The 13,374-nt window shown below is 68.7% G+C and carries 8 protein-coding genes; 3 read left to right on the top strand and 5 right to left on the bottom strand.

Annotated elements, in window-relative coordinates:
• Positions 1 to 30: 30 nt before the first annotated feature.
• Together pknB and CYJ26_RS01530 are read right to left on the bottom strand one after the other, a co-directional pair.
• Positions 31 to 1,935 carry a Stk1 family PASTA domain-containing Ser/Thr kinase gene (pknB, locus tag CYJ26_RS01535; RefSeq protein WP_006549603.1) on the bottom strand — a complete coding sequence of 635 codons (1,905 nt, stop codon included), beginning with the start codon at positions 1,933 to 1,935 and terminating at the stop codon, positions 31 to 33.
• Positions 1,936 to 2,061: 126 nt separating this feature from the next.
• Positions 2,062 to 3,213, bottom strand: a complete 1,152-nt coding sequence (locus tag CYJ26_RS01530; RefSeq protein WP_040319866.1) for a polyprenyl synthetase family protein — start codon at positions 3,211 to 3,213, stop codon at positions 2,062 to 2,064.
• A gap of 107 nt (positions 3,214 to 3,320) precedes the next feature.
• Between CYJ26_RS01530 and CYJ26_RS10925 the strand changes: the two genes are divergently transcribed.
• Complete coding sequence (locus tag CYJ26_RS10925) at positions 3,321 to 4,946, top strand: RNA polymerase sigma factor (protein WP_006549605.1); 1,626 nt, start codon at positions 3,321 to 3,323, stop codon at positions 4,944 to 4,946.
• Between the two features lie 173 nt (positions 4,947 to 5,119).
• Here CYJ26_RS10925 and CYJ26_RS01520 read toward each other — a convergent pair whose 3' ends face one another.
• Positions 5,120 to 5,386: a DUF7455 domain-containing protein gene (locus CYJ26_RS01520; protein WP_024036230.1), complete on the bottom strand. Its 267-nt coding sequence runs from the start codon at positions 5,384 to 5,386 to the stop codon at positions 5,120 to 5,122.
• Positions 5,387 to 5,525: 139 nt separating this feature from the next.
• Here CYJ26_RS01520 and CYJ26_RS01515 point away from each other — a divergent pair, with 139 nt between their 5' ends.
• Positions 5,526 to 7,766, top strand: a complete 2,241-nt coding sequence (locus CYJ26_RS01515) for a DNA gyrase/topoisomerase IV subunit B (protein ID WP_006549607.1) — start codon at positions 5,526 to 5,528, stop codon at positions 7,764 to 7,766.
• A gap of 245 nt (positions 7,767 to 8,011) precedes the next feature.
• Positions 8,012 to 9,067 (top strand): GNAT family N-acetyltransferase, encoded by a 1,056-nt coding sequence (locus CYJ26_RS01510; RefSeq protein WP_024036231.1) that lies wholly within the window; start codon positions 8,012 to 8,014, stop codon positions 9,065 to 9,067.
• A 78-nt stretch (positions 9,068 to 9,145) separates the two neighbouring features.
• On the opposite strand, the gene CYJ26_RS01505 is transcribed toward CYJ26_RS01510, so the two are convergent.
• Both CYJ26_RS01505 and CYJ26_RS01500 read right to left on the bottom strand, forming a co-directional pair.
• Complete coding sequence (locus CYJ26_RS01505) at positions 9,146 to 10,054, bottom strand: HNH endonuclease signature motif containing protein (RefSeq protein ID WP_006549609.1); 909 nt, start codon at positions 10,052 to 10,054, stop codon at positions 9,146 to 9,148.
• 727 nt (positions 10,055 to 10,781) lie between these two features.
• Positions 10,782 to 13,316 carry a DNA gyrase/topoisomerase IV subunit A gene (locus CYJ26_RS01500; RefSeq protein WP_101637808.1) on the bottom strand — a complete coding sequence of 845 codons (2,535 nt, stop codon included), beginning with the start codon at positions 13,314 to 13,316 and terminating at the stop codon, positions 10,782 to 10,784.
• Between the last annotated feature and the right edge of the window lie 58 nt (positions 13,317 to 13,374).

The following is a 13,374-nucleotide window of genomic DNA, read 5'->3' as shown; positions in this document are numbered from 1 at the left end:
TGACCACGTGGTCGGGTCAGACCACTGCGGTCAGACCACGTAGAGCGTGACCGTGGATCCCTTGCGCACGCTCGTGCCCGCGGCCGGGTCGGTGGAGCGTGCGGTACCGAAGAACCCGCCCAGGATCCGGTTGACGCTGACCACGAGGCCCGCGGCCTCAAGAGCAGCCTTGGCATCAGCCTCGCTCTTGGACACGACCTCAGGAACCGTGACCATCTCAGGTCCCTTGGAGACGACGACGCTGACGGAGTCCCCGTAGAAGTACCCCTCGGCCTCAGCGGCAGGGTCGGAGGAGATGATCAGACCCGCTGCGACGTCGTCAGAGAAAGCCTCCGTGGAACCCGACAGCGTCAGGCCCGCCTCCTGGATGGCGGCGGTCGCCTCCTCAAGGCTCTTGCCAGTCACGTCCGGCACCGTGGCGGGGCGACGTCCCTTGGACACGACCATGGCCACGGCCGAGGAGTGGTTGACCATCTCGCCCGAGGCCGGGCTGGAGGAGATGATGGCGCCGGCGGCGACGTCGTCGGAGAAGTCCTCCGTGACGGCTCCGACGCTGAGCCCGGCCTCCTCGACGGCCTTCTCGGCCTCCGCCTGGGGCTTGCCGACGACGTCAGGAACCTTCTTCTGCTCCACCCCACGCGAGATGACGGCAGTGATCGCCGTCCCGACGCGCACGGAGCTGCCGGGGGCGGGGGTGGCGGAGATGACGCTTCCGGCCGGGACGGTGTCGGAGTAGTCGCGGCCGGGTGAGCCCCACTCCAGCTCGGCGCCCACGAGGGTGTCACGGGCCTGCTCCTCGCTGAGCCCGGCGATGTCAGGGACGGTGACTCGCCGGCCCGGACCGATACCGAAGTACCAGGCACCTGTGACGCCACCGGCCAGCAGGACGAGGACGCCAGCCCCCAGCACGGCGCGGCGGCGCGTGCGGCGGGCACCGGCGACCGGGGCGGTCTCCTGGGACTGGGTCACGGCAGCCTCACGCGCGAGCGCACGGGTGGCGTCGCCGCCGATGGAACCGATGGGCAGGGAGACGGTGCGGGTTCCTGCGTCGCTGTGGTCGGTGCCGTCCTCGCCGCGGCGCACCGCTAACTCCTCCTCGGACAGGGAGTCCAGGACCTCTCGCACTGCTGCTAGAGCGGCGTCGGCGTCGGCCAGGCGTGAGGAGCTCTCCCGCCGGGTCATCGCGGCGGCGAGCTCGTCGACGCCTGGTGCCAGGCCAGGAACGAGGAGCGAGGGGGCCGGCACGTCCTCGTGGACCGTGCGGTAGGCCACCTGGATGGGGGAGTCGGCAGTGAAGGGCTGCACCCCGGTGAGCAGCTCATAGAGGATGACGCCGACGGAGAAGACGTCAGCGCGCGGTGTGGCCACTCCCTTGGTGATGAGCTCGGGAGCCAGGTAGGCCACCGTGCCCAGGATGTTGCCGGTGGTGGTCTGGGTCGCCTCGGTGATGGCGCGGGCCAGACCGAAGTCGGCGACCTTGGCCACCGATCCGTCGGCGGGAAGCAGTACGTTCTCGGGCTTGACATCGCGGTGGATGAGGCCAGCGCGGTGGGCGGCCCCTAAGGGATGCAGGACCTGGGCCGTCAGCTCCAGGGCCTCCTTGACGCTGACGGGGCCCGAGGCGAGCAGGACGCGCAGGTTCGATCCCTCGACCAGCTCCATGACCAGGTAGGCCAGGCCGTCGACGGTGCCCTGGTCGTAGACGGCGACGACGCCGGGGTTGGACAGGCGTGCGGCAGCCCGTGCCTCGCGGCGGAAACGAGCCACGAAGTCAGGGGAGTCGGCCAGGTGGGCGTGCATCACCTTCAGCGCGACGCGCCGGTCCAGACGCCGGTCACGGGCGAGGTAGACGGTGGCCATCCCTCCACGCGCAACACGGTCGACGATCTCGTAGCGAGAGTCGACCAAGCGACCGATGAAGGGATCTGTGACCACGCCGCGAGTCTACGATGACTGGGCGCGATCGGCTTGAAGCGACGCGGAGCGTGGGACGCGGCAGTGGAAGGCGATCGCGGCGCGGGTCCCGAGGCCTGGCGCGTGCCCAGGGCCTGGCGTGGTCCCTCAGGCCTGGCGCGTGCCCAGGGCCTGGGCTACCTGAATGAGGGCCTCGCGGCTGGGCTCAGGCAGCTCGGCGTCGGGGACGCGGTCCAGAGCGGCGTGGGCAGCCTCCAGGTGCGCCGTGATCTCCTCCTCATGCGCCTGGACTGCTCCGCACTGGCGCATGAGAGAGCAGGCCTGGGCAATGTCCTGGCTGGAGGCCTCGCGGTTGGCCAGGACGGAGCGCAGCAGCTCACGGCCCTCTTGGCCAGCACGCTGCCAGGTCAGTGCGAGCAGGACGGTGCGCTTGCCCTCGCGCAGGTCATCGCCCACCGGCTTGCCGGTGACCTGCGGGTCGCCGAGGACTCCGAGGAGGTCATCGCGCAGCTGGAAGGCGATCCCGACCTCCTCGCCGAACTGCGCCAGTCGGGCGGCCAGGGCACAGTCAGGGTCGACTCCCGCTAGCAGGGCCCCGATGAGCAGGGGGTACATGACGGAGTACCTGGCTGACTTGCGGCGCACGACCCCCAGGGCATTGCGGTGCATGGTCTGGCCAGCCTCGACGGGGTTCTCCTCGGGCCCCGGCAGCGGCACGACCTCGCTGCGCAGGTCCAGGTACTGGCCGACGGCGACCTCGCTGGTCATGCGGTCAAAGGCCTGGCGTGCAGCCGTGGCGGCAGCAGGGCTCACACCCACCTCAGTTACCGCGTGGCCCATCTCCTCCCCACAGGCCGACAGCAGCAGGTCCCCGAGCAGGATGGCGCCGGAGGTACCAAAGGTCAGTGGCTCGGTGAGCCAGCCGTGGTCACGGTGCACCTGCGCCAGACGGCGGTGGGCGGCCGGTTCACCGCGACGGGTCAGGGCGGCGTCGATGACGTCGTCGTGCACCAGGGCGCTGGCCTGGTAAAGCTCCAGCGCCGCCCCGGCGGAAGCGACCAAAGGACTAGACAGCAGGGCGGTGCGCGCCGGGCCGTGGCTGTCCAGGGCGATCCCGAGCCCGGCCAGGAGGGCGCGCATTCGCTTGCCTCCCTTGAGGAGGACCTCGGCAGCATCGAGCAGCTCGGTGGCTGCCTCGCCCAGGTCCTCATAACGTGCCCGGCGCTCTTGAAGGACCTGGGCGAGGCGGGCGTCGACGCCCGCGCGGACCAGGCGGGCCGTGTCAGACAGATCGCTCATGGGAATAAACGCTACACTTGAGCGGTTGCCTGCAGCGTCGGTAGGGAGCAGGCAGCTCACGAGCATCGGCTCCCGCCTGAGACGTCCGCCCACGTGAAAGGAAATCCGTGGCTACTTCCACAGCTACGCGTCACCGCGACCTTGGTGATGACGACCTCGACACCGCCGAGGACCACGAGGACTTCGACCTCGACGAGGACGAGGAGTTCGACGACGAGGCTGAGGACCCAGACGAGGACGATGAGGACGAGGACCTTGAGGAGGACTCCGAGACGGAGGCCGACGACGAGGACGAGTCTGAGTCGGAGCCGGCCCCGGAGCTGCGCGACTACTACCTGGACGTGACGCTGGAGGAGGACGGTGACGGTTCCAAGCGTCACCCCTTCAACAACCCGGCCTGTCTCAAGAGTGTGCGCCTGGCCCCCGGTGCGACGCTGTACGTGCGTTCGCGCACGACGGTCGAGGGCCTGGAGATCAGCGGCGACGGTACCTTGGACAACCCGATCACCCTGGCACCCTACGGCCACGGCCCGGTGCCTCGCTTCGTCGTGCCTGACGAGGAGGAGCCGGTTGTCGCCCGTGACTTCCTGACCCACAACGGCTACATCTTCCGAGGCTGGGTCATCAAGGGCATCAAGATGAGCCCCTCGATCGCTGCGCTGACCGGTGAGCTGGAGCGCATGCGCCGTGAGGAGGCCGAGAAGGCGGCGGCCAAGAAGTCAGGCAAGCGCAAGTCCTCCTCCAAGGAGAAGGATGGTTCCTACACCGTCTCGGACTCCGACGAGGGCGACGAGCCCGCGCAGAAGGTTGTCACCGCCGGTGCGACGGCTGACCCGGTCAAGGACTACCTCAAGCAGATCGGTAAGGTCGCCCTGCTCAACGCTGCTGAGGAGGTGGAGCTGGCCAAGCGCATCGAGGCCGGGATGTATGCCGAGTACCTGCTGGGTACCGAGGGCAATGAGCTGGACGCAAAGTACCGCCGTGAGCTCCACTGGATCTCTAACGACGGCCAGCGCGCCAAGAACCACCTGCTGGAGGCCAACCTCCGCCTCGTGGTCTCTCTGGCCAAGCGCTACACCGGTCGCGGCATGCTCTTCCTCGACCTCATCCAGGAAGGCAACCTGGGCCTGATCCGCGCGGTGGAGAAGTTCGACTACACCAAGGGCTTCAAGTTCTCCACCTACGCCACCTGGTGGATCCGCCAGGCCATCACTCGCGCGATGGCGGACCAGGCTCGCACGATTCGTATCCCGGTCCACATGGTCGAGGTCATCAACAAGCTGGCTCGCGTCCAGCGTCAGATGCTCCAGGACCTGGGCCGCGAGCCCACCCCGGAGGAGCTGGCCGTTGAGCTGGACATGACGCCGGAGAAGGTGATCGAGGTCCAGAAGTACGGTCGTGAGCCGATCTCGCTGCACACCCCGCTCGGCGAGGACGGAGACAGCGAGTTCGGTGACCTCATCGAGGACTCGGAGGCCGTGGTGCCGGCTGACGCGGTGAGCTTCACGCTCCTGCAGGAGCAGCTGCACGCGGTTCTCGACACCCTGTCCGAGCGTGAGGCCGGCGTGGTGTCCATGCGTTTCGGGCTGACTGACGGCCAGCCCAAGACCCTGGACGAGATCGGCAAGGTCTACGGCGTCACGCGTGAGCGTATCCGCCAGATCGAGTCCAAGACCATGTCGAAGCTGCGTCACCCCTCGCGCAGCCAGGTGCTGCGCGATTACCTGGACTGAGGACTACCGGGACTGGCTGGGCCAGTGGCTCGGCCAGTGAGACGACGGCGGGGCCGTCACCCGATCGGGTGACGGCCCCGCCGTCGTCATCATGACTGGGGACCGAGGGACCGTGCTGATCAGGACCGTGCTGGTCTGGCCGGCGTCGTGATCCCCGTGCAGCGGATTGCGACTCAGAGGTCGGCAGCCAGCTGGCTTGTTTCGTCCTGGATGAACAGGGCCTGCTTCTCCAGCGCGCTCATGTGAGCGTGGCCGTGGTGACCGCAGAAGAGCAGCTCGCCGCTGGCCAGCACGACGCGGATGAAGGCCTGGGCCCCGCAGACGTCACAGCGGTCTGCAGTGGTCAGGGGACGCCGGCTCGTCGTCTCGGTCGCGGAGGCATCCTGGACCTCCGGGGCCTGAGGTGCCTGCGTCAGGCTTGGGGTGCTTGTCTGGCTCATGTCCTTACAACACCACACTCGCCTTCTGCTCTGCCCCACGAGGCACCGCTTTCCGCCCCTGGCGCACGCGGTGCGCCTGAGGCGAACACCGCAGGCCGGGCTGTGAGACGGGCGGGGGCCAATCGGCTAGGTTTCGGACGTGGCCGACTCCTCTAGCTCCTACTCCGCCCGTCACCTCTCTGTCCTGGAGGGGCTCGAGGCGGTCCGCAAGCGTCCCGGCATGTATATCGGCTCCACTGACCAGCGGGGCCTCATGCACTGCGTGTGGGAGATCATCGACAACTCCGTCGACGAGGCATTGGAGGGCTACGGCGACTCGATCGCGGTGACGGTCCATGAGGACGGCTCCATTGAGGTCCGCGACAACGGACGTGGCGTGCCTGTTGACGTCGAGCCTGGATCCGGGCTGACCGGCGTCGAGCTGGTCTACACCAAGCTGCACGCGGGCGGAAAATTCGGCGGTGGCTCCTACGGCGCGGCCGGAGGCCTGCACGGAGTAGGCGCCTCGGTGGTCAACGCTCTGTCCGAGCGGATGGATGTGGCCGTGGACCGTGGCGGCAAGACCTACGCGATGAGCTTCCACCGCGGGGTCCCCGGCGTCTTTGACGACCCCGATCCCGCTCACCCCAGGCCGGATACCCCTTTCACCGAGTACACCGAGGCCTCGGAGCTACGGGTGATCGGCAAGGTCAAGCGGGGCGTGAGCGGCACGCGCGTGCGCTACTGGGCTGACCCGCAAATCTTTCCTCGGCCGAGCGAGTACGACGCCGCGGCGCTGCGGGCTCGGCTGCGCCAGACCAGCTTCCTGGTTCCTGGGTTGAGCCTGACTCTGACTGACGAGCGCAGCGCGGAGGAGGCCGCCCGGGCGGAGAAGGCTGCGCCGTCGGGCTCGGGGGCCGCGGGTGACGACCCCGCCTTGCGCGCCAGCGCGAAGAACGCGACGGAAGAAGCCAGCGACCTGTTCGCCTCGCAGACCCAGGCGCCTGAGGGCAGTGAGGTCTTCCTGGCCAAGGGCGGGACCCGGGACTTCGTCGACTTCCTGGCGACCGACGCCTCGGTGACGGACACCTTCCGCCTGACGGGGGAGGGGACCTACACCGAGACGGTCCAGCAGCTGGACAAGAAGAGCGGGCACTTACGGCCGGTTGAGGTCGAGCGCACCTGCAGCGTCGACGTCGCCCTGCGCTGGGGCATCGGCTACGACACCATCGAGCGCTCCTTCGTCAACATCATTGCCACCCCGATGGGCGGTACGCACCTGACCGGCTTCGAGCAGGCGGTCACCAAGGTGCTGCGCAAGCAGATTGACTCCAACGCCCGCGCGCTCAAGGTCACCGCCCGCGACGGCAAGATCGAGAAGGACGACATCCTGGCCGGCATGACCGCCGTGGTGACGGTGCGCGTGCCCGAGCCCCAGTTCGAGGGACAGACCAAGGAGGTGCTCGGTACCGCCCCGGTCCGTCAGATCGTGGCCAAGGTGGTGGAGAAGGAGCTCACCGCGCTGCTGACCTCCTCCAAACGTGACCTCAAGACCCAGTCCCGGGCGCTGCAGGAGAAGGTCGTCGGCGAGATGCGTGCGCGCATCAGCGCGCGGATGCACAAGGAGATCACCCGCCGTAAGACGGCGCTGGAGACCTCGACCCTGCCGGCCAAGCTGGCGGACTGCCGAAGTGACGACGTCGCCGCCTCAGAGCTGTTCATCGTCGAGGGCGACTCGGCGCTGGGCACGGCCAAGAACGCCCGGAACTCCGAGTTCCAGGCTCTACTGCCGATCCGCGGCAAGATCCTCAATGTCCAGAAGGCTTCCCAGGCGGATATGCTGCGCAACGCCGAGTGCTCTGCCATCATCCAGGTGGTCGGAGCCGGGTCGGGGCGCACGTTTGACCTCGACTCCGCGCGCTACGGCAAGGTCATTCTCATGACGGACGCGGACGTCGACGGCGCCCACATCCGCACCCTGCTGCTCACGCTCTTCTTCCGTTACATGCGACCGATGATCGAGGCTGGGCGGGTCTATGCGGCGGTTCCTCCGCTGCACCGCATCGAGGTCTCGGCGCAGGGACGGCGCAAGAAGGAAGTGATCTACACCTACTCCGACGACGAGCTCGTCCGGACGTTGCGCAAGCTGGAGAAGCAGGGACGCAGTTTCAAGGAGCCTCAGCGTTACAAGGGCCTGGGGGAGATGGACGCTCACCAGCTGGCTGAGACGACGATGGAGCCCGAGCATCGCACGCTCAGGAGGATCACCCTGGGTGACGAGGCTGAGTTGCTGGAGGCCGAGAACGTCTTCGAGTTGCTCATGGGCTCCTCGGTGGAGCCGCGTCGAGACTTCATCGTTGAAGGTGCTCAGGACATCGACCGCGAGCGCATCGACGCCTGAGGCGGTGGGCCGGCACTGCGGGTGCCGGGCCCGCGGGTATCGGGAGGCGGGGCCGGTCTGGGCAGGCCGGGCCGTAGCAGGACCGACACACGACTCGGGTAACCTGCTTCTACGCGTGCGAGAGGTCTGTGCCCAGGCCAGGGCCTGGTCGAGACCTCGTGCACGGCGGCATCATGCTGAACCCAGGGTCAAGACGGCCCTCGGCGGCAGGTTTCCCCAGGCCCGTGATCTGCGAAGGAGGCGAGATGGTTCCCGTTTACGGTACGTCGCGACGCACAGGGCTCGGCCCCTGGTCCATGCTCCGCCCCGGTCCCCGTTCGTCCCTGCCTTCGGTGCTGACCTGGTTGCCTCTGGGGCTGGGGGATAACGGTGAGCTGGCCGAGCTGATCGCGCGGGCGGAGGCTCAGGACGATCCTCCCTACCGCACGACAGCGCAGGAGACGAGCGAGTACTTTCTCGATCCCACCTACTCCGGGGTCGCCGGGCGTGACGACGACGGCGTCATGCGGGCCTTCGGTCTGGTTCGTATTCGGCCTGCGCACGAGATCTACGCCTCGATGACGGGGGTCGTCGACCCGCAGTGGCGCCGTCGAGGTATCGGCGGAGCCTTGCTTCACTGGCAGGCGGAGCGGGCGCGTCACCTCATTGGTGCTGAGCGTGCCGGGGCGGATCCGGGGAGCACGACGGCGACGGCGCCGGCCCACGTCGTGACCACGGTGCTGGAGGACGATGAGCGCATGAAGGGGCACATGCGCGAGCTGGGCTTCACGGCGCGGCGGTGGTACCGCGAGGTGCGCCGTCGTCTGGACGTGGAGATCCCCGAGGTGGATCTTGATGGGTTCCTGTCGATCGAGCCGTGGAGCGAGGAGCTGGACGAGGCCGCCCACCGCGCCCATAACCAGGCATATGCCGAGGGCTTTGGCGCCGCTTCGGTGAGCCTGGAGGAATGGCGTGCCGGGCGTGCCTACTTCGCCCCGGAGTGGAGCTTCATCGCGGTGGATCGTTCTGGCGACCGGGCCAGGGTGGCCGGGTACCTGCGTTCGGGACGCTACGAGCAGGACTGGGAGGCGCTGGGCTGGCGTGAGGGCTACACCGACATGCTGGGAGCCCTGGCGGACTATCGCAGCCGCGGGGTCGCCCCTGCGCTCTTGACGGCGGCCATGCGCGCCTACCAACGCGACGGGATGGAGTACGCGGCCGCCGGGGTCGACTCTGATGACCCGACCGGGGCTGTTGACCTGTATCGCGAGCTGGGGTTCGTCCCGACGCGTGGCTCGATTCTCTACGGTCTGGATGTCTAGATAGCGGTCTGGCTGGGCGTTGAGCTGGGAGGCCTGATCGGGCGTCTGGCAGGAGACAATCACCTGATCAGAAGGGAATCACCTCATCCAGTAGCGCTGCGAGCCGAGCTGATGGAGGACAGGTGGCAGAGGCCTGGTGCTCCAGGCCCCGATGGGCTCGCCAGGACGTGGACCGCGACTCTCTAGCCGGGGCGGCCTGGTGGGTGAGTGCGGCGCGGCCTGAAGCAGCCCTCGTTCGAGCTCGTTGATGACGGCGTCGGTCAGCGCCTGCGAGACGCCGGTGGGGAGGATCATGGCCGGCTGGTGATGGTGCCGAGGACCGACACGGCGTGGAAGGACGGTGATGGTGCCGTTCGGGGTACGGCGGTACCTGGTGCGGCTGGGAGTGTGCCACTCCAGGGAGCCCTCCTGCGTGCGGGTGAGGGACCAAGCCGGAGTGTGCTTGAGGCGGTGATGGGCCTCGCACAGTGCCGTGAGGTTATCCAGGCTGGTGGTCCCGCCCTCGCTCCAGGGCTGGATATGGTCGATGTCGCAGCGTGCTGCGGGAACCTGACAACCAGGGTGGGTGCAGGTGAGATCCCGGGCTCGTACGGCGTCGGCGAGCGCGGCCGGAGGACGGTAACGGGTGCGTCCGACGTCCAGGACGACGCCGGTGACCGGGTCAGTGAGTAGGCGTCGCCAGGTACCGCCAGCGGCCAAGGCAACGGCGATCACGGCAGGAACGGGCGTGCTGCGTCCCCCGGCGGTCAGGGTCGCACTAGAGGCAGCGGCATCAGGTGTGGCGGCGCTGGGCATGACCGTGTTGGGTGTGGTGGCGTTGGGGGTGGCGGCGCTGGGCATGACGGTACTGGCCTCGATATTGCCGATGCTGGGCGTGCTGGGCCAGCCGGGCGAGCCGGAGGCCAGCGTGGCGTCACCCGGTGGGCTAGCAGCAGGGCAAGGGCTTGCTGCCAAGGCGGCGGCTGCAAGCTGGTCGATGGGGGCCATGACGTTGATGTGGACCTTGAGACCTGGGGGAAAGATGACGGGTGGGTGACCAGCGGGCGTCCACCAGGGGCTCGTCGAGCTGACTCAGGCTCGCGAGGAGAGGTTCAAGCGGCACGCCATCGGGCAGGAGCCGGCCCGGATCGGGCTCGCCGGGAAGAGGCAGACCTGGAACTAGCTCGCCCAGCAGACCCTCATTGCGATCAGGAGCGCCTGGGTGAAGGAGGCCCACGAGGCGAGCCGGCCGCAGGCAGCGATCAGCTCGCTGAGTGCATCCAGGCTCAGGTGCGCCAGCGCCTCAGCCGCGGCCATCGCCTGGCCAGGGCTAAGACTGACCGAGCGGAAAAGGTCCGTCTCACCCGGGTCGACGCCGGTGGCGGGCTCTGTGGTTAGGTCGAGAGCCTCAGGACCGCCTGCCCGGGCGGCATGGTCCGGCCAGGTGGCGCAGGAGACGATCCGTTCAATGAGCCCAGCCAGTGCGGCACCTGAGCCAATGCGTCCAGGACCTCATCCTGGCGTTCTGACCCATGGCAGCTGACGAGCAGGGGCGTGCTGCTTCGGCCAGCCTCAGCAGGGTGAGACTGGCGGCTAGATGCACGCGCTGGTTCGAACATGTGTACAGTCTAGCGCACTCAGGTCATGGACGCTAGTGCTTGATCATGTTTGAGTGCGGTCGAGAGGTGAATCCGTGTTCCGTCGTCTTGCCCGCCCGCCGTCTTGCCCGCCGGCGCTACCCCACAGCCGCCACAGGTGCGGACAACGCCGTTCCCGAGGCGTCTCGGCGCTCGTCAACCTCCGGCAGGGCCACCCCCTGGCCGCCGCTGCCGACCGCGCGCGCAGGGCCAACACCCACCCAGGCAACCACCAGCTGGTCCTCGCCGCGAAGGAAGCGCTGGGCACGCACACCGCCGGTAGCCCGTCCCTTAGCCGGGTAACGGTCCAGCGGAGTGACCTTGACAGAGCCCGAGTCCATCCCCGGCAGGGCCCCCTCGGCGTCGGCGATCGTGACGACGACGGCCTCGGCGAGCAGCTCGGCCGGAACCGATGCCCCGGCGATGACCCGGGCACCCTCGTGCAGGCTGATCCCCGCCATGCCCGCGGCCCCGCGTCCCTGAGGGCGGACCTTTGAGGCCTCAAAGCGGAGGAGCTGGGCGTCATCGGTGACCAAGGTGAGCACATCCGTGTCCGCTGCGATACCGGCGAAGACCACACGGTCGCCGTCGGCCAGGGAGATGACCTCCCAGCTCTCGCCACGTGCGGGCTCATCGCCCGGCTTGACCCGCTTGATGACGCCGCCGGCCGTCGCCAGCACAACGGGCTCGCGCTGGGCCTCGCCCACAGGAACGAGCCCGACCACTGTCTCACCGGGCTCCAGGTCCACGAGCAGGCCCACGGGCTGGCCCCCAGCCAGTGACGGCGCCCCCTCCAGACGAGGCACCTCGGGAGTGGAGAGCACCTCCATGACCACCAGCCGCCCCGTGTCGGTGACGACGCCGACTCGGCTGCGCGCCGTCGTCGGCACCTGGCTGGTCAGCGCGTCGTGACGCTGCCGCTCCCCGGTACGTGGGACTGCCTCGGCGCCAGCCACCCGGGCCACCAGCCCGGTGGCGCTGAGCAGCACACGGCAGGGGTCGTCCGGAACCGTGAGCGGGACCTGGGAGGCGGTGGCCGCCAGGCTCGCCGCCACGGCCTCCTTCATCGCCTGCCCGGCCCCGGCGCCGGCCCCACCGGGAGCTCCCGCGCCACCGGCCAGGGCGCCGGCCCCCGAACCTGCGGCCTCCAGCAGGACCGTGCGGCGCGGTGTACCGAACTCCTCGGCCACGGCTGCCAGCTCGCGTGAGACGACGCCGCGCAGCAGCGTCTCGTCGGCCAGGATGGCCTCCAGCTGCTCGATCTCGCGGGCCAGTTCGTCGCGCTCCTTCTCCAGCTCGATGACGGAGAACTTGGTCAGGCGCCGCAGCTGCAGCTCCAGGATGTAGGAGGCCTGGGCCTCGGACAGGTCAAAGACCTGCATGAGGCGGGTGCGGGCGGTGGCTGCGTCGTCGGAGGAGCGCACCACCTGGATGACCTCGTCGATGTCCAGGATCGCGATGAGCAGTCCCTCAACCAGGTGCTGACGCTCGCGCCGCTTGCCTAGCCGGAAGCGGGTGCGCCGCTCCACCACCGTCATGCGGTGACGCACGAAGACGTCGAGCAGCTCGCGCAGTCCCAGGGTGCGCGGCTGGCCGTCGACCAGGCACACGTTGTTGATCCCGAAGGAGTCCTCCAAGGGGGTGTGCTTGTAGAGCTGGGCGAGCACCGCCTCGGGGTTGTAGCCGTTCTTGACCCCGATGACCAGGCGCGTGCCGTTCTTGCGGTCGGTCAGGTCCGCCACGTCCGTGATGCCCTGGAGCTTCTTGGCGCTCACGGCGTCCTTGATCCGGGCGATCACCTTCTCCGGGCCCACGAGGTAGGGCAGCTCGGTGACGACGATGCCCTTCTTGCGCGGCGTGATGTTCTCGATCCGGGCGGTGGCGCGGGTGAGGAACTTGCCTCGTCCGGTCCGGTATGCCTCGCGGATTCCGTCCAGCCCCACGATCATGCCGCCGGTGGGCAGGTCCGGCCCGGGGACGAAGGCCATGAGGTCCTCCAGGCTCGCCTCGGGGTGGGTAATGAGGTGACGGGCGGCGCTGACGACCTCGACGAGGTTGTGGGGAGGCATGTTGGTGGCCATGCCGACCGCGATGCCCGAGGTGCCGTTGACCAGGAGGTTCGGGAAGGCGGCGGGCAGGACGTCGGGCTCGGTGAGGGTGTAGTCGTAGTTGGGGGAGAAGTCGACGGTGTCCTCGTCGATGTCCGCCGTCAGCGCCAGCGCGGGAGAGGCCAGCCGGGCCTCGGTGTAACGCGGCGCGGCCGGGCCGTCGTCCAGCGAGCCGAAGTTGCCGTGCCCGTCGATCAGCGGCAGGCGCATCGTGAAGGGCTGGGCCAGGCGGACCAGCGCCTCGTAGATGGCCACGTCACCGTGAGGGTGCAGGCGCCCCATCACGTCACCGACCACGCGAGAGGACTTCACGTGCGGACGGTCTGGGCGCAGCCCCATGCGGTCCATCTGGAACAGGATGCGGCGCTGGACGGGCTTCAGCCCGTCACGGGCGTCAGGCAGCGCCCGGGCGTAGATCACCGAGTAGGCGTACTCCAGGAAGCTGGTACGCATCTCGGTGGACAGGTCCTGCTCGACGATCTCGCCGTCGATGGGTGGGGGCGTCATGGTGGCGGACTTCGACATGGGCACATTGTCAGGGCTCACCGGCCACCTCGGGGCAGCGACACCCGTGCGTGAGAGG

Source organism: Actinomyces urogenitalis, from assembly GCF_002861525.1.
In the GTDB taxonomy this organism is placed as follows: domain Bacteria; phylum Actinomycetota; class Actinomycetes; order Actinomycetales; family Actinomycetaceae; genus Actinomyces; species Actinomyces urogenitalis.
Note: the sequence above shows the minus strand (reverse complement) of the source record. Positions and strands in the feature narration are given on the sequence as shown.